The 16,532-nt window shown below is 67.2% G+C and carries 18 protein-coding genes; 9 read left to right on the forward strand and 9 right to left on the reverse strand.

All coding sequences use genetic code 11. From position 1 onward, the window contains the following. Positions 1–28 precede the first annotated feature (28 nt). Entirely contained in the window at positions 29–1,894 is a 1,866-nt protein-coding gene (locus VOI27_RS10025) for a hypothetical protein (protein WP_323765198.1), read from the reverse strand. Between the two features lie 95 nt (positions 1,895–1,989). Between VOI27_RS10025 and VOI27_RS10030 the strand changes: the two genes are divergently transcribed. From VOI27_RS10030 to VOI27_RS10050, 5 genes are all read left to right on the forward strand, one after another. Then, the gene (locus VOI27_RS10030; RefSeq protein ID WP_323765199.1) at positions 1,990–2,739 is read left to right on the forward strand and encodes a flagellar hook basal-body protein; all 750 of its coding nucleotides are present in this window, start codon (positions 1,990–1,992) and stop codon (positions 2,737–2,739) included. Between the two features lie 15 nt (positions 2,740–2,754). Then, on the forward strand, positions 2,755–3,540 hold the full coding sequence (gene flgG / locus VOI27_RS10035) for a flagellar basal-body rod protein FlgG (protein WP_323765200.1): 786 nt from the start codon (positions 2,755–2,757) through the stop codon (positions 3,538–3,540). Positions 3,541–3,544: 4 nt separating this feature from the next. Beyond that, positions 3,545–4,204, forward strand: coding sequence for a flagellar basal body P-ring formation chaperone FlgA (gene flgA, locus VOI27_RS10040; protein ID WP_323765201.1), 660 nt, complete (start codon positions 3,545–3,547; stop codon positions 4,202–4,204). Next, complete coding sequence (locus VOI27_RS10045; RefSeq protein ID WP_323765202.1) at positions 4,201–4,977, forward strand: flagellar basal body L-ring protein FlgH; 777 nt, start codon at positions 4,201–4,203, stop codon at positions 4,975–4,977. The genes flgA and VOI27_RS10045 overlap by 4 nt, the downstream gene beginning before the upstream one ends. 86 nt (positions 4,978–5,063) lie before the next feature. After that, a complete protein-coding gene (locus VOI27_RS10050; protein WP_323765203.1) occupies positions 5,064–5,648 on the forward strand; it encodes a hypothetical protein in 585 nt (194 codons plus the stop codon). Here VOI27_RS10050 and VOI27_RS10055 read toward each other — a convergent pair. The 6 genes from VOI27_RS10055 to VOI27_RS10080 form a co-directional block, all read right to left on the reverse strand. Next, positions 5,645–6,316 carry a flagellar hook assembly protein FlgD gene (locus VOI27_RS10055; RefSeq protein ID WP_323765204.1) on the reverse strand — a complete coding sequence of 224 codons (672 nt, stop codon included), beginning with the start codon at positions 6,314–6,316 and terminating at the stop codon, positions 5,645–5,647. The two genes, VOI27_RS10050 and VOI27_RS10055, sit on opposite strands and share 4 nt — an antisense overlap. Before the next feature lie 13 nt (positions 6,317–6,329). Next, positions 6,330–8,012, reverse strand: coding sequence for a flagellar hook-length control protein FliK (locus VOI27_RS10060; protein WP_323765205.1), 1,683 nt, complete (start codon positions 8,010–8,012; stop codon positions 6,330–6,332). Further along, a complete protein-coding gene (locus VOI27_RS10065) occupies positions 8,012–8,755 on the reverse strand; it encodes a sigma-70 family RNA polymerase sigma factor (protein WP_323765206.1) in 744 nt (247 codons plus the stop codon). The genes VOI27_RS10060 and VOI27_RS10065 overlap by 1 nt, the downstream gene beginning before the upstream one ends. A gap of 83 nt (positions 8,756–8,838) precedes the next feature. Then, positions 8,839–9,585 carry a hypothetical protein gene (locus VOI27_RS10070; protein ID WP_323765207.1) on the reverse strand — a complete coding sequence of 249 codons (747 nt, stop codon included), beginning with the start codon at positions 9,583–9,585 and terminating at the stop codon, positions 8,839–8,841. A gap of 346 nt (positions 9,586–9,931) precedes the next feature. Then, positions 9,932–10,897: a flagellar motor protein MotB gene (locus VOI27_RS10075; protein ID WP_323765208.1), complete on the reverse strand. Its 966-nt coding sequence runs from the start codon at positions 10,895–10,897 to the stop codon at positions 9,932–9,934. 9 nt (positions 10,898–10,906) lie between these two features. Continuing rightward, positions 10,907–11,335: a MucR family transcriptional regulator gene (locus VOI27_RS10080; RefSeq protein ID WP_323765209.1), complete on the reverse strand. Its 429-nt coding sequence runs from the start codon at positions 11,333–11,335 to the stop codon at positions 10,907–10,909. 416 nt (positions 11,336–11,751) lie between these two features. Here VOI27_RS10080 and VOI27_RS10085 point away from each other — a divergent pair, with 416 nt between their 5' ends. Then, positions 11,752–12,417 carry a helix-turn-helix domain-containing protein gene (locus VOI27_RS10085; protein WP_323765210.1) on the forward strand — a complete coding sequence of 222 codons (666 nt, stop codon included), beginning with the start codon at positions 11,752–11,754 and terminating at the stop codon, positions 12,415–12,417. 5 nt (positions 12,418–12,422) lie between these two features. Here VOI27_RS10085 and VOI27_RS10090 read toward each other — a convergent pair whose 3' ends face one another. Continuing rightward, positions 12,423–13,475, reverse strand: coding sequence for a hypothetical protein (locus VOI27_RS10090; protein ID WP_323765211.1), 1,053 nt, complete (start codon positions 13,473–13,475; stop codon positions 12,423–12,425). 135 nt (positions 13,476–13,610) lie between these two features. On the opposite strand from VOI27_RS10090, the gene motA reads away from it, so the two are divergent. The 3 genes from motA to VOI27_RS10105 are packed head-to-tail and all read left to right on the forward strand — an operon-like array spanning position 13,611 to position 15,134. Beyond that, positions 13,611–14,477, forward strand: a complete 867-nt coding sequence (gene motA, locus VOI27_RS10095) for a flagellar motor stator protein MotA (protein ID WP_323765212.1) — start codon at positions 13,611–13,613, stop codon at positions 14,475–14,477. Then, complete coding sequence (locus VOI27_RS10100; protein ID WP_323765213.1) at positions 14,474–14,722, forward strand: hypothetical protein; 249 nt, start codon at positions 14,474–14,476, stop codon at positions 14,720–14,722. The genes motA and VOI27_RS10100 overlap by 4 nt, the downstream gene beginning before the upstream one ends. Then, on the forward strand, positions 14,712–15,134 hold the full coding sequence (locus VOI27_RS10105; protein ID WP_323765214.1) for a hypothetical protein: 423 nt from the start codon (positions 14,712–14,714) through the stop codon (positions 15,132–15,134). Before VOI27_RS10100 ends, VOI27_RS10105 begins: the two co-directional genes overlap by 11 nt. 1 nt (position 15,135) lies before the next feature. On the opposite strand, the gene VOI27_RS10110 is transcribed toward VOI27_RS10105, so the two are convergent. Beyond that, the gene (locus VOI27_RS10110; protein WP_323765215.1) at positions 15,136–16,479 is read right to left on the reverse strand and encodes a FliI/YscN family ATPase; all 1,344 of its coding nucleotides are present in this window, start codon (positions 16,477–16,479) and stop codon (positions 15,136–15,138) included. Positions 16,480–16,532 lie beyond the last annotated feature (53 nt).

Genomic DNA, 16,532 nt, shown 5'->3' on the forward strand with positions numbered 1-16,532 from the left:
AGGGGGCGGTTTCTGTCCGGTCCTGACGTCAGTTGACCCCGCGCGGCGCCGAGAGCGTGTCGAGCATCTCCTGCGCGCTGTTGATCCGGCTGCGGGCGGCGTCCTGGCGCAGCGGCAGGAGATCGGGCGGAACCCGGGTCAGTGTGGCGGCGATCTCGGTCCATTGCGGCAGGTCGGTCAGCCCGTCGAAGCGCTGTACCAGTTCGCCGGCGGTGAGACTGTCGCCGCTGCGATGTGCCGCCAGCAGGTACCGGATCGCATCCGGCAGCGGCAGATCCGGACCAGAGCGCTGCGCCAGCGCCGCATAGGCCGCCTGCGCCTCGGGCCATTCGCCGCGCTCGAACCGCGCCTGCGCCCGCAGCCGCAGAACCTGCTCCGGCGCGCCGCCGTCGGTATCGGACAAGAGCGCTGCCCTCTGGCCGGTTTCCTCCAGATGCTGCGCCGAGACCAGGGCCAGACGTTCCGCCAGCTCCGGGTCATCCGGCGTCGCTGCCGCGGCCAGCAACAGGCCCAGCGTCTCGAACTGCCCCCCAGCAAGCAGGGCCTCGGCCTCCTTGACCGCGAGCCGGTCGAGCGCGCCGGGCTCTGGCGAGAACAGTCCGAGGTCCTGCGCGGCGGTCAGGTGGTCGCGGATGGCGGCATACTCCTGCGCCGCGATGGTGGTCGCCCCGACCGCAAAGAAGTGGTCGGCAAAGTGCTCGGCCGAGGCGGCGTAGCCCTCGGTAAAGCGGAACCAGGGCGCGATGCGGGCATGCAGGTCCATGAAGGTCGACAGGGTGATCTCGCCTTCCGCGCCTTCGACGTAAAGCCGGTCGATCAGCTTTTGCGCCTTGCCGCGCGCCAGTGTTGCCTCGCGGCTGCCCGCATGACGCTGGCGCAGCTTGCCATAGGTCTCGGCCGCGGCCACCGCATCGCCGGAAATCTCCTGCAGCGCCGCGAGATCCGCCAGCGTCTCGGCCGCCAGCGCATCGCCGCGCCAGACCTCGGTCTCGAGTGCCAACAGATCCGCCGCCTCGGCCGAGCTCAGCGCCTCGTGCTTCAACCCCAATTCGACGATGGCGCGCCGTGCCCTGTGCCCCCAGAGATTGCTGGCCCCCTGCGCCAGCGCATAGCTGTCAAACGCCGCCAGCGGCTCGTCGCCGACCTCGGCCACCTTGCCCAGCAGAAAATGCAGCGCCGGCCCGTCGTCCAGGCTGGCATGATCGGCGAACCGGGTGGCGATGTCGCGCGCCAGCCGCCACTGCCGGTCGTCTATGGCGCATTCCAGCATCAGCGGCAGCGCCTCTTCGCGCGCGGTGTCGGGAAACCGCTGCAGCCGGTCAAACGCCGCCCTGAGCCCCGGCGCGGCGCTGGCACAATCGTCGGCGCGCAGCTGCGACAGTGCCAGCAGCATCGGCTGGTCCGGCCAGTCGGCATAGCCCGGCGACAGCAGCGCTGCGGCGCGCTCGGTCAGCGGACGTTGCAACGGATCGAACAGGCCCAGCGCCAGCTCCAGCGCCGCCGCCCGCAGCCCGTGCGCCGGCGGCACTTGTGCGCCGTGCACCCCCGTCAGGATCGACAGCGCCTCAGTGATCATGCCGTGGGCAAAGTGGAACTCGGCCAGCTCCAGCAGCACCCGGTAGCGGGCCGGCGGATTGTCCTCGGCGCGGGTCAGCGCCTGCATCAGGGCGATGCGTTCCTCGAGAAACGGCTGCTTGCGGCGCGGCATCAGGTAGAGCACCGGCGGCGCAATCCCCCAGACCGGGACCGCCTGCCCCGGCACTGCCTGACCCTGCACCGCGGGCACCGCCCTGACCCGCTCGGTCGTGGCCGAAACCGGCAGCGCCGCCGCAAGAATCAGCGCCGGAAGCGCCGCGATGAACCAAGGATAGGCCAAGTTTTTTCGCCGTTTCATCATGATTGTTCTTGATATACACCATGTGAAATCGCATTGTCAGCAAGAAAAGAGCCTCTGGCACGCTGCAGCTCAAGAATTGATCGGGATGAGTGATGGATAATTCCACCTATGTCGCGCTGTCACAGCTTACCGCGCTGGAGCGTCAGCTGGACGTCACCGCCAACAACATCGCCAACGCCAACTCCACCGGCTTCAAGGCCGAGCGGGTGCTGTTCGAAAGTTACCTTCAGTCCGATGACAGCGCCTCGGCCGGCGAGAGCACCAACTACCTGATCGACCGCGGCTCTTATCTCGACAGCCGCTCGGGCGTGGTGATCCAGACCGGCAATCCGCTCGACATGGCGCTTTCGGGCGCGGGCTGGTTCGCCTATCAGCTTCAGGACGGGCAGCAAGCCTTTGGCCGCGATGGCAATTTCGTGCTCGATCCGCAGGGCCGCGTGGTCACAACCGCCGGGGCCCAGGTGCTTGACGCCGGCGGCGCGCCGCTGGCCCTGCCGCCGGCGCTGGCCGGATCGGTGGCGATCTCGGGCGACGGGGTGATCTCGTCCGAGGTGGGGGGCGTGCTGGGACAGGTCGGCATCTTCGCCCTGCCCGACCGCCAGAGCCTTGGCCGCGCCGGCGGCGGCATGTTCGTGACAGAGGACGGGCGGATCGACCTGCAGGCCGACGAGACCGGCACCAAGGTGATCCAGGGCGCGCTCGAGGGCAGCAACGTGCAGGCGGTGAGCGAGGTGACCCGCCTGATCGACATCCAGCAGGCCTATCAGCACGCGCTGAACCTGATCTCTTCGGAAGACGACCTGAAAAAGGAAATGCTGAGCCGTGTCGGCCGCAGCACATAACAGAGGGAAACGCAGATGAAAGCCCTGGGCATCGCCGCGACCGGCATGATGGCGCAGCAGACCAATGTTGACGTGATCTCGAACAACATTGCCAACGCCAATACCACCGGGTTCAAGACCGCCCGCGCCTCCTTTACCGACCTGATCTACGAAAACCTCTCGCGTGAGGGCGCGGTAACGGCTGAAGAAGGCAACACCCGGCCCGTCGGCCTCGACGTGGGACTTGGCGTGCAGGCCGTGGGCACCGTGCGGCTCAACACCCAGGGCGGGCTGACCCAGACCCAGAACCAGTTCGACCTGGCGATCGACGGTCGCGGCTATTTCGCAGTCAACCTGCCCGATGGCGATCAGGCCTTCACCCGCGATGGCTCATTCCGGCTCTCGGCCGAGGGGCAGATCGTCAATGGCAACGGCTACGAGATCGACCCCGGCATCGTGCTGCCCGACAACACCACCAAGATCGAGATCGGCGACACCGGTATCGTCAGCGCCTATGTCGCCGAGGACCCCGTGCCGGTCGAGATCGGCCAGCTCACCCTCGCCACCTTTGTCAACGATGCCGGCATGCGGCCCTTGGGCGACAACCTGCTGCAGGCCACCGTCGCTTCCGGCGATGCGATCCCGTCGCTGCCGGGCGACGAGGGCGTCGGCATCCTGCGGCAGGGCTACCTCGAAAGCTCGAACGTCGACATCGTGCGCCAGATCACCGACCTGATCCAGGCGCAGCGGGCCTATGAGATGAACTCCAAGGCCATTTCCACCGCCGACGAGATGATGTCGGCCGCCAACCAGATCAAGTAAGCCGATGCGCCGCGCCCTTGCCCTGATCCTTGCCACCCTGCTGGTGCCGCTGGCGGCGCTGGCCGAAACCCCCGCGGTGCTGATCGAGGAGCAGGTGCGCCAGACGCTGGGCGCCGAGCTGCCGCCGGAGGCGATGATCCGGGTGCGCTTCAAGGGCGCAACGCCCGAGGCGGCCGAGGCGATCTCGGCCTTCTGGATGGATCGCGACAGCGGCCAGTTCCTTGCCAACGCGGTGACCGAGACCGGGGTAACGCATCGGCTTGCCGGCATGGCGCTGGCGGTGATGGCGCTGCCGGTGCCGGCGCAGCGGCTGATGCCCGGCGCCATCATCGGCCCCGAGGACATCGTGATGACCGAGCTCTCGCTGCGTCGGGTGGGGGCCTTTACCATCACCGATCCCACGCTGCTCGAGGGCATGCAGGTGCGCCGGATGCTGGCCCAGGGCCGGCCGGTGATGACGCAATCGGTGATGCAGCCGCTGGTGATCGACCGCGGCGACAAGGTCAGTATTCTCTATGACGATGGCCGGCTGGTCCTGACCGCCCCCGGCCGCGCCCTGGACAGTGCCCATCGCGGCGCCGGCCTGCGCATCGTCAACCTGGTCAGCAATGCCGCGCTCGAGGGTATCGCCCGCGGGCCCGGGCTCGTGGAGGTGATCCGATGATCCGATTTCGCCCAGTCCTGTTTCGTCCTGTCCTGCCGGTCGCCCCGGCGCTGGTGTTTCTCACCGCCTGTGGCGGGCCGGTGTTCGACCGCGACCCGGAACTCAGCCCGATCGGCGTCGACCGCCGCGACCTGGCCGCGGCGCAGACTGTCAACGTGCCGATGCCACCGCCCGAGGTGGCGCATGTGCCCGACCGGGCCGAGCGCGCCTCGCTCTGGCAGCATGGTAGCGGCGGCTTTTTTGCCGACCAGCGCGCCACCGAGATCGGCGACCTGCTGACCATCGTGATCGAGATCGACGACGAGGCCAGCCTCGACAATGCCTCTGACCGCTACCGCAGCGGCGCGTCGTCGCTGACGCTGGCCGGGTTCTTCGGCTATGGCTCGCAGATCGACAAGATCCTGCCCGGCGTCGGTCCCGCCGACCTGCCCAGCGGCGACATCGTCGACATCAGCTCGCGCACCGGTGCCAGCGGCGACGGCTCGATCGATCGCAGCGAGTCGATCTCGCTGCGGATGGCGGCGCTGGTGGTGCAGCGGCTGCCGAACGGCAACCTGGTGGTCGTCGGCCGGCAGGAGGTCAAGGTCAACGAGGAGCTGCGCGAGCTCAGGGTCTCGGGCATCATCCGGCCGCAGGACATCGACCGCGGCAACACCATCCCCTATGACAAGATGGCCGAGGCCAGGATCAGCTATGGCGGCCGCGGATCGATCAGCCGGCAACAGGCGCGCGGCTACGGCGAAGACGTGATGGACGTAATCCTGCCATATTAGATCGAATTTCCGACATGGTTTGCGAAAACTTTTGACGGATTGCAGGGCGATAACCGATTCCGAACGAACCAGATCGGAATCAGGACATGCAGAAGACCGCAATCGCCTTTGTCGCCATGCCGCTCGCCTTTGCCGCGGCCGGCTTTGCCGGCGGCCAGGTGCTGCCCGCCGCCGTTGCGCCGCGGGCCACGTCTGCCGCAGCGCCCGCCCCGACACCCACCGCCGCGGCGCTGGTGCTTGACCGCCTGGCCAACGAGGAAGAGGCCGAGGCGGCCAAGCTCGCCAAGGTCAGCAGCACCGAACCGGCCCCTGAGGCCGAGGTGCAGGCCAAGAACGAGCGCAGCGATTCCAACGTCGTGCGCCTGGGACGGATGAGCGTGCCGGTCTATCGCGCCCACAGCGTCACCTATGTGGTCTCGGAGATCGGCATCGAGATGCGCGACACCGAGGCGGCGATGAAATACAGCGAGGTCGAGAATGCCTCTCGGCTGCGCGACGCGGTGCTGGCCTCGATGCACAAGGCGGCCGAAGGGCTGAGCCTGACCGGCGGCGCCGTCGACAGCCCGCAGCTCTCGGAATCGCTGGTCTCTGACCTGCGCCAGGGTTTTGGCGAGGACGTGGCCCAGGTGCTGCTTCTGTCGCTGCTTCAGGCCGAGGTGCCGCGCAGCTAGCGGACTTCCTCGATCAAGCCGGCGAGCACCGCCTCGCCGGTGTCGAGCTGCAGCACCGCCAACCCCTGGTCATAGGTCAGCCCGGTGACCTGCGAGAGCGCATAGCTCTGAGAGGTCACCGTATTGCCATCCAGATCGAGCGCGGTGAGCTGCATCGAATAGGGCCCGTCCGGCAACGGCTGGCCATTGTCGTCAAGCCCATCCCAGACCACCTCGTGCAGGCTCCCGGTGCTGCCGGGCAGCCCGTAGAAGGTGCGCAGGATGGTACCGTTGGCATCTGTCACATCCATCGTCACCAGCTGCGCCTCGTTGCCCAGCCGATAGCCGAGGGTCGCCTCGCCGTTGTTCAGCGCCACTTCAGAGGTCGGCGCCACCACGCTGTGGCCGATCAGGTTCAGCCCTGAAATCGCCGACAGGCTGGAAATCTGTGCCGCGATGGCCTCGAGATTGGCATTCTGCGCCACCGCCTGCTCGACCTGGGTCAGCGTCGCCAGTTGCGACACGAAGGCGGTGCTGTCCATCGGCTCGAGCGGGTCCTGGTTCTGGATCTGCGCGGTCAGCAGGGTGATGAAGCTTTGGTAATCCTCGCCCAGCTGGCTCAGCGCATTGCCGGAATTGCTGGCGGGGGGCAAGGTGGAGCTGGAGACGCCGTAGGGGTCGATTGCCATTGTGCCGTCCTGTTCAGACCGTGATGTCGACGGCACCGGAGGGTGCCGCGACGCGGGTCGGGGTTTCTGTCGCATCGGCGGCGGGCTCGCCCGGGCCGGTCCATGTCATGCTCTGTGTGCCCGGCCGCCCGCCCTGCCCGGCGCCCTGCTGCGCGCCGTCGCCGCCACGCTGGTCGCCCAGATCGCCGAAGCTGAGACTGCGGGTGTCGATCTGGTGGCCGGCCTCGCGCAGCAGCGTCAGAAGACCCTCGCGATCGGCCCGCAGGCTGCCCAGCACCGAGGTCTGGTCGGCCCGGACGGTCACGCTGAGCTGGCCATCGTCGCCGGGCGTCAGGCTGATCTCGACCCGGCCGAGCCCCTCGGGACGCAATGCCACGCGGATGGTGCCGGTCTCGCTGACATGGGCGCGCAGCTGGGTGAGAATCTGGCCGCTGTCCGGCAAGGGCGCCGCGCGCGGGGCCGGTGTCGGGCTGGCGGCCGCGGTGGCCGCGACTGGCGCGAGAGGCTGGGTTTGCGGTGCCGCCGGCGGCTCTGTCGCATAGGGGATCGGCGCGCGTGCCTCTCCTGCCGGCGGGGCTGCGCGCACCGCTGGGGTCTCCGGTCGCAGGTCAGGGCCGGTTTCTGCCGAGGCACCCGCCGGTGCCTCTGTCGGCGGGCCAAGCCGCGTCACGGCCTCTGCGCCCGCGCGTACCGGTCCGGCTTCCAGATCACCGCGCGGCATCGACGAGCCGGCCATGGGGCGTCTGGCCTCGCCCTCGCGGGCGGTCAGCACCGACACCAGACGCGACAGCTCGGTCCGGACCTCGGCGGCACCCTCGTTGGGCGCCTCGGCTGCCGGGTTCAGGGCTGCGGCGGGTGTCTTCTCCGGCACATTGCGAGGGACCGCCTCCAGACCTGCGCTGGGTGCCGCGCTCATCGCCACCGCGGGAGCCTTCTCCGGTACCACACCGGGTGCCGTTTCCAGCACGGTGCTGGGTGCCGCGCTCAGCGTAACCGCGGGAGCCTTCTCCGACTCTGCACCGGGTGCCTTTTCCGACGCGCCGCGGGATGCCGTTTCCGGCACAGCGCTGGGTACCGTTTCCGGCACAGCGCGGGGTGTCGCGCCCAGTACGACCGCGGGAGCTTTCTCCGGTACCCCACTGGGCGCCGGTTTCGGCGCACCGCTGTGGACCGTTGTCGGCACACCGCTGGGTGCTGTGCTCAGCGCCTCTGCGGGAGCCTTCTCCGGAACCACACTGGGTGCCGTTTCCAGCGCATCTCTGGGGGCCGTTTCCGAGACTGCCATGGGTGTACGGTCTGGCGCCGCCTCGGGCTGCGGACGGGCATCGCCAGCCACCTCCTGCAACGCCTGCAGCGCCGCCAGCAAGCGCTGCTCGGCCGGAAGCGGCGCGCCGGTGTCGGCATCGGCCACAGGCAACATCTGTCCGGTCAGGGCGGCCACCAGCGGCGCGATCGTCTCGGCCAGCGCCTCGTCGCCCATGTCTGGATCGGCCAAAGCCGTCTGTATCTCGGCCAACACCGCGGCGCCTCTGCCGTCCTCTCTTGGCGCGCCGGCGTCAGGCTCTGCCATCGGCACCTCGGCCTGCCGCCCGAGCAGGGCGGCAAACAGGCCGGCGCGCGGATCCGCGGTGGCGGTATGCAATGGGTCGGACCGGGTGGCACCGGCCAGCCCCACGAGGGCAGAGAGAATATTCATCACCCGTGCAACAGGCTGCGCGAAAAGCCTGCCTCCACCAGGTTGCGGCGCAGGCGCATCATCGCCCGGCGTTCCACCTGGCGCAGCCGCGCCACCGGCAGGCCGAGGTCGGCGGCGATCTTGGCATGCGGGTCGGGGTCGGACACAAGGTGCCGCCGCCGCAGCACTTCGATCTCCGTGCGGTCGAGCTGCACCAGCGCATGCGCCAGCAACTGCGTCAGCTGCGCCTCGTGGTCGCGCCGGGTGACATGTTCCTCCGGGCCGGGATCGTCGCAGACGAGCGCGCGACGGGGATCATCTCCCGCCCCCTCGAGCGCGCCGTCGATCTCGATCGCCGCCTGCACCGCCAGGCGGACCAGATGGTGCTCCTGCTCGGGCAGCCGGCCGGCGCGGGCGTCATGATAGCTGCGCGCTGGCACGTCGATCACCGCCTTGATCCGGGTCACCGCCGAGGAAATCGCATTGCGCACCCACCAGGTGGCATAGGTCGAGAACCGCACGTCCTGGCTGCGGTCGAAACTGTCGGCGGCACGCAGGAGGCCCATCATCCCTTCGGCCGCCAGATCCTCGAGATGTGTGGGGTTGTCAGTGAACCGCGCCGCCAGCGCCCAGGCCTGGCGCGCATGCGCACAGACCAAGAGCTCCAACGCCTTGCGGTCACCTTTATCCTGCCAGCCGCCGATCGCGGCGCGCTCCTGCTCGAACGAGAGCAGCGGCATCCGCATCGCGGCTTGGTACGACATGGACATCATGAAGAATGTCGCCCTATCCTTGATTGCAAGGATAGGAAAACACATTTCTGGGAAAACAAAAAGAATTTAAAGCTTTAGTGAAAGTTAAAGCGCGAGCTGATGTCCTGCTGAAGCGGCTCGAAAGCGCGCTCCGGTGCGCCCAGGCAGGCCCGCAGCATCATGTTGGTCCGGCTGATCCATTCATCCAGCGAGACCGGCTCTGACGCGACATCGAGCAGACGGCTGCCAAAAAGGCTGAGGTCGGGCTCGGAAAAGCCGGGGTCGAGCCGGGTGAGATGCGCGATCATCGCCGGGTTGCCGAGGAAATCGGGCTGCGTGGTGAGCGCCGCGTCGACCATCCAGTGCCGCCCCAGCGCCTGCGCCATGCCAAGCCGGAAGCCGCCCATGTCGAGCACCGCGCCGGTGGCCTTGAGCTCTGCCGCCCGGCGCATCGCCGCCTGTGCCAGCACGTGCAGCGCTTCGGTCTCGCGTTCGACCGGCACGTCGCCCATCGCCAGCGCGAGGATCAGGGTTTCCGCCACGGCGCCGCCCAGCAGGCAGCCGAGACTGCGCTGGCTGCCCGGCAGAAAGACGACCAGTGTGTCATAGGTCAGATCGAGCGGCAATTCCTCGACCAGCACGTCGCCAAGCGGCAGGCCGGCGGCCACTTCGAGGTTGTCGGACATCGCCAGTGGCGCATCGCAGGCCCCGCCCGCCATCAGCGGCGCGGTGCGGACCGGCAGGATGCGCGAGAACAGCGACAGGAAGCGGTCGGACAGGTCGGCGTCAGGCATCGCGACGCTTTTTTCCCAGATGAGGTCCAGCACATGTTGTCCGAGCATTCTCAGTCCGCTTCTCTTTTTTAGTTCAGCTCAATCTCCGTCCTGCAATCAGTACGTGCCACTTAACGTTGCTGAAAGGATTCAAGTGTTAAGGCCCTACCATATTTAGACGGTTCTGCGAGGGCAGACTCTAGATGCGGCAGGCCCTACATGATCTATACTGGCTTGAGGGTTCGGCGGATGTTCGCCGGCTGTTCCGACCGCCCGCAAAGCATAAACACCCTCTGAGATTTCGTTACAAAACCTCCGATCGCCCCTATATTTTGCGGGAAAACACCTGCCCTCCCGCTATATAGCGGTGCTGACCCAAGGTATCGGCGAAGTTTTCCACAGGGTTCTACGGCTGTCAGGGAATCGAATCCGTCTCTGGAACCGGGCGCTCTTTGGACTGCAGCACCATGATGCTGATGCGGCGGTTCTCGGGCGCATCGGCGCTGACACCGTCAAGCGGAACGGTATCGGCCAGACCAGAGATCCCGGTGATGCGCAGCTGGTTGACGCCATTTTCCACCAGCGCCCGCCGGGTGGCATTGGCGCGGTCGGCCGACAGCTCCCAGTTGGAATAGGTGCCACCCTGGTAGCGGCGCGAGTCGGTATGGCCGGCGATGGTGATCTCGTTGGGCAGATCCGCCAGAGCCCCGGCCACCACCTCGAGAAGCTGACGGGTGCGGTCGGGAATGCGCGCGCTGCCCGAGCCGAACATCGACAGGCCGGTGCGGTCGACGATCTGGATCTCGAGCCCCTCGGCCCGGCGGTTGAACTGCAGATGCTCTGACAGCATCTCGAGCCCGGCAGTGCTGGCGATATCCTCGGTGATCTGCTGCTCGAGCTTGTCCTGCGCCGCCTCCCAAGCTTCGCGGACGCGCACCGTCTCGACCGCATCGGGGCTGTCGGCGGCCTCTGGCGGCGCGGTGCCGTCGGACTGGGTCTCGACCTCGACCGCCGGCGTCGGGCGGTCGTCGCGCAATCGGCTGTCAAAGACGGCCAGCGGGTTTTCCTGACCAAAGGTCGGCAGCTGCACCGGCGCCGCGGCCCCGTCTGCCCCGCCCAAGACACCGTCCGCCGCCACAGTGGTCCCCGCCAGAAGGCCGTCGCCGCGGCCGCCACTTTGCGACAGGCTGGGCGAGAAGTAATCCGCCAGCCCGCGCAGTTTCTCCTCGTCAGAGGCGGCGAGGATCCAAAGCAGCAGAAAGAACGCCATCATCGCGGTCATGAAGTCCGCATAGGCGACCTTCCAGCCGCCGCCGTGATGGCCGTGCTCTTCGCCCTCTTCGGTGCGGCGGACGATGATCGTGGGTTCGGTCTGGGGCATTGTCTGGCTCTAGGCTTCGTCGGTGACGACGGAGCGCTCGTACTTGCCGAGCCCCGCCTGTTTGGCGTGATTGGCCTTCTTGCGCGAATAGCTTGGCGCGACCAGCGGGAAGTCCTCGGGCAGGTTGAAGGCAGCGCGATAGGCCGCTTCGGTCATGCCGTGTTCGGCGCCAAGGTGGCGTTTCAGCATCTTGAAGCTGCGGCCGCAGCACAGGCAGGTCACCCGGTCCTCCGAGACCGCCTGGTCGATGGGCAGCGCCGGGCGCAGCTCTCCCGGTGCGGCGGCCGTGCCGCGGAGCGCGCTGCCGCCGGGCCGCGAGAACTCTTCCGCCAGCCGGCGATAGAGCGCCACGATCTGGTCCGGGCCGACGTCTGGCCGGGAGGCATAGGCCGCGACGATGCGCCCTGCGGTTTCCTCTTTCATGGCCTGGCTGTTCATTGTCTTCTCCTAGCTCGCGATCCACACCGGCGGGACCGGTGCGAACCCTGTCCGGGGCCGCCCTACAAGCCTCTTCCGGAACAGTCGCGTTACTCTACGCGAAACCTGATGTTAATCTTGCAAATTCTTGCGTCCGGCCCAGGCTCTCTCCGGGACAGATCCGGAAAAGAGCGCCGCAGCCCAGGAATATTCACTATTCTCTCAAGGGCTTGACCGGTCCGACAGGCGACGGTTTAGATAGTACGCCGGTCGGCAACGCGATGAACTTGCATGCCTCAATCGTGTCTTTCTTCTGGTTTCTTCATGTCATCTGAAAGATAGATAGGCAGCCAAGGTTAATCGGAGTTGAAAATTCGCGAGAATTTGAACAAACCTCCATTTATTTTACAGGTTAAAGGCAGGGGTTGGCCCGGCACATGAAGAACAGGGGATCCTTTGCCGCGGTGGTCGAGCGCGACACCGGACTGCGCAACACCTGGGCCGGCGTGCTGCAGGACTGCGGCTTGCCGCGGGTGCTGCGCCGGGCCCGACCGTCCGAGATGCGCGAGACGCTGACGGAGGGCGCGCCGCTGAGTGCGCTGATCGTCGGGCTTTCGGCGCGTCAGGTGCCTGACGAGGCGATGCTGACCCTGATTGCCGCCGCGCGGCGACAGGCCGGCGATGCGGTGATCCTGGCGATCGATCATGCCAACCGCTCGCAGGGCGCGATTGCCGCCTTTGCCGCCGGTGCCGACGACGCCTTGCGCGCCGATCACGACCCCGGAGAGCTGCGCGCCCGGTTGTCGCTGCGGTTGCAGGGGGCGCAGCGCGGCAATCGCAAATCGGCGCGGCTGGTGCAGCTCGGGCTGACCCCGGTCGAGGAGCGCATTTTCGAGTACATGAGCCGTCATGCCGGCCAGATCGTCGAGCGCGCCGCGCTGGCGCAGGTTCTGGGCGACGCCGACTGGTCCTATGGCGACCGCCGCATCGACGTTCATATCGCCCGGATCCGGCAAAAGCTCGAGCATCGGTCCGACGCGGGGATGCAGGTGCGTTCCGTCCGCGGCCGCGGCTATATCCTCGATGATCCGGATCGCGACTGACCGTGTCAGCGCAGGGCCAGCCGGGTCTCGCCCGGCTCCTCAGGCGCCATCAGCCGGCCCCATTGCAGTTCGAGGAACGGCAGTGACAGCGGCCCGTCTTCGCGCAGCATGGCACCGGCCACGAGACCGAGGCAGACCATGGCGATCAGCGCCGAGCGCACCGGCGAAAACAGCCGGCGACGGCGCACCGGGGCTGCGGCCTCGGGCTCTGGTGTGGGCACCAGCGCGCCGGGTGAGATGAACACGCCCTGGGCGGTGATCGTCACCTGTGTCTGGCGCGGGCCTTGTGCATACCGGGCGCGCAGGGCTCTCGGAAAATGCTCTTCCGGCATGTCGATGACCAGCGATTTGCCGGGCTCCCAGCCGGCCGCGACATAGCGCGGCAGCACAAAGCAAGAAAAGTCGTCACGAAAGCCGATCTGGCGGGCACGGCGCACCGGGGTGTGAATGCTGACCTCTTCGGGCGCGATCGAGAGCCGGACACCGTTGGGGTTGACCTCGAGGATGCCCTCGGCGAAATCGCATTCGGCGGTTTCGTCCAGCGCGACAAAGCCTTCCGGCAGGGTCGGCTTGAGCATTGAGCTCGGCAGCGACTCTGACAGATGCAGCCGCGGCTTCCAGCGAAAGACATCCGAGAACGCGCTCGCCCGCGGCTGGGGTTTCGGTTCCGGCTCGGGGGTGGGCGCCTGGCGCTTGCGCGCGTCCTCTTGCTTGCGAGAGGCCTCATAGCGGTGGTTGATCAGGTAATCCTGTGCCAGTTCGGCCAGGTCGTCCTCGTCAAGGATCAGCGCCATCAGCTTCTGTTCGTCGGTGAACAGCACCCGCCGCGTCGGATAGCCCTCGACCTCGGGCACCACCTCGAGCTCCGAGCGCGCGCAATCCAGAACCGCCGCCGCCTTGGCCGGCATCCGGCCGCGTTCGCTGAGATGATAGAGCAGCAACTCGCAATTCCCGGCCTCTTCCAGACAGAGCACAAGCCCGATCTCCTCGGGCCAGTCAGCAAAGACATGGACGAGGTCGTGGGCTTCGAAGAAGTAGGCGAGCTTGCCGGACGCCATGTCGCGACTCCAGGAATTGTTCTTCACAACTGCAAACTATCCTTATTTATACTTGAATGAAAGTCAATTATACTTATGATTTGGAGGCAATCAGGCCACCTCGCGCAACAATAACCAAAAGCAGAGACATCCCTCATGACCTTCATACTCGGGCTTGCTCTTGTCTTCGGACTGGTCTTTGGCGGCTTCATGTTGTCCGGCGGCAAGATGGACATCGTGCTCTATGCCCTGCCGTTCGAGGGCATGATGATCGGCGGCGCGGCGATCGGCGCCTTCGTGATCGCCAACAGCGTCACGGTGATCAAGAGCTCGGCCGGCGGCATTCTCAAGGTGATCAAGGGGCCGCGCTGGAAGGCCAAGGATTACAACGACCTGCTGCAGCTGATGTACGAGCTGACCCGGACCTACAAGGCCAAGGGCATCCTCGCGCTCGACAGCCACATCGAGGACCCCAAGAGCAGCGACATCTTCTCGCGCTATCCACGCATCATGGCCGATCACTTCGCCGTCGACCTGATCCGCGACAGTTTCCGCATGCTGTCGATGCAGTTCGACGACCGCTATGCCACCGAGGATGTGATCAACCGCAAGATCCGCAAGCATCACCATGAATCGCTGGCCTCTGTCCATGCGGTCCAGCAGGTCGCCGACGGGCTGCCGGCGATCGGCATCGTCGCGGCGGTTCTCGGCGTGATCAAGACCATGTCCTCGATCGACCAGCCGCCGGAAATCCTCGGCAAGATGATTGGCGGCGCGCTGGTCGGGACCTTCCTGGGGGTGTTCCTGGCCTATTGCATGGTGCAGCCGGTGGCCGGGCGGCTCAAGCAGATCGAGGAAGAGGACGGTGCGCTCTACCTCGTGATCCGCGACATCTTTGTTGCCATGGTCTCGAACCATCCGCCCAACATCTGCATCGAGATCGGCCGCGGCAGCATTCCCTCGCGGATGCAGCCCGATTTCTACGAGGTCGAGGCGGCGCAGAAGGAGTTGCCGGCGGCATGATCCGCGCCCTGCTCATCGGCCTTTCCCTTGCGAGTACCACGCCTGTGTTGGCCGCCGCGCCCACGGCCGGCTCGGGCCAAGCCGACGAGCCGGCGTTCAGCTCGGCCGCGGTGGCCGGGGTGTTCAAGGCGCTGCCGCCCACCGGCACCGGCTATCCGATCGAGATGCTGCTGAAGATCCGCGAACGGCTGGGCGGCGAGCCCGTGCCCGCCGAATCCACAGAGCCCGAGGCCGATGACCACTAAGCGGCTGCGGTCGCTTTCGGTGATGGAGCGGGTCAAGGAGCTCGAGACCCGCGAACAGGCGGGCGTCGTCGGGGCCTTGCGGGCCCGGTTCGACACGCTAGAGCAGGAGCGCGCGGCGCTGCTGGCCCGGCTTTTCGGCGAGTCGCATATCGACGGGCTCGAGGGCGCACCCTATCTTGGCCGCTTCATCGCCTCGATCCGCGCCGAGCTGGAGCGCAACGGCCGCGAGACCGCCAGGCTGACCCCCGATCTCGCCGCGGCCGAGGAAAAGCTGCGCGCGGCGCTGTCCGAGCAGAAGACCTTTGAGATCCTGAGGCTGTCCACCCTGCGCCGCCAGCGCAAGGAGGCCGCCCGCCGCGCCGCCGCCGCGCAGGACCTTCAGACCCTGCAGCGCTGGACCCGCGACCCCTGACTTAGGCCGGCACCTCGATGCCCGCGGTTTCGAGACAGCCGCGCAGGGCGGCAAAGGTCTCTTCCGGTGTCAGGGTCTCGCCCTTGCCTTGGCCAAGCAGCGCCTCGAGCGGGCCGGAGAGGCGGATCGCGGCGTCGACCTCGGCATCGCTGCCCGTGCGATAGGCGCCGATGCGGATCAGCTCTTCCATGTCGGAATGCCGCGCCGCCGCCTGACGCGCGGCACGGTAGAGCGCGTATTCCTCTGCCGTGTGGCACTCCGGCAGCATCCGCGACAGCGAGCGCAGGATATCGACCGCCGGAAACCGACCCCGTTCGGCAATGCGCCGGTCGAGGATGATATGCCCATCAAGGATGCCGCGCACCGCGTCGGCCACCGGGTCGTCCATGTCGTCGCCATCCATCAGCACGGTATAGAGCGCGGTGATGTCCCCGGCCCCGCCGCTGCCCGGCCCGGTGCGTTCCATCAGCCGCGGTAGTTCGGCGAATGTGGTCGGGGGATAGCCCTTCGAGGTGGGCGGCTCGCCCCCCGCCAGCCCGATCTCGCGCTGTGCCATGGCGAAGCGGGTCACGCTGTCGAGCAGCAGCAGCACCTGCTTGCCTTGATCGCGGAAATGCTCGGCGACGGCGGTGGCGGTCCAGGCCGCCTGTCGGCGCATCAGCGGCGGCTGGTCGCCGGTCGAGACCACCACGACCGAGCGCGCCAGTCCCTCTTCGCCCAGATCGTCGCGGATGAAATCCTGCACCTCCCGGCCGCGCTCGCCGACCAGGCCGACCACGATCACCTCGGGCTGGGCGTGGCGGGCCAGCATCGCCATCAGGGTGGATTTGCCGACGCCGGATCCGGCAAAGACCCCCATTCGCTGGCCCTGACAAAGCGGCGTGAAGGCATCCATCACCTTGAGCTTGGTCGACAGCCGCGGCCCCACCCGGCGGCGGTCGAAGGCCGGCGGCGGGCCGGCGCGTACCGGGCGCGGCGTGTCGCCCTCGGGCAGGTGGCCGCGGTTGTCGAGCGGCCGACCCAGCGCATCCACCACCCGGCCCAGCCAAGCGGCATCGGGGCGGATCTCGGTCGCGGCCTGGGTCACCTTGACCGGATCGCCGCTGCGCACCCCGTCCCAGTTGCCGAAGGGCAAGAGCCGCGTGCCCTCGGCATCGACGCCCACCACCTCGGCCAGCACCGGGCCGCCGCTGCCCTGCACCGTGCAATGCGCGCCAATGCCCACCGCCCGCTCCAGCCCGGTCACCACCAGAGACAGCCCGAGCGCCGAGGTCACCTGACCGGCGACGCTTGTCCTCTCGATGCGGCGCGCAAGGCTAGAAAGCTCTGAAAATGATGTATGCATGGTCACTATCCATTGCTATTACGCTTTTATTAATGCTATTCTTGTTCAAAGGG

This window comes from Marinovum sp. (assembly GCF_034669705.1).
In the GTDB taxonomy this organism is placed as follows: Bacteria; Pseudomonadota; Alphaproteobacteria; order Rhodobacterales; family Rhodobacteraceae; genus Marinovum.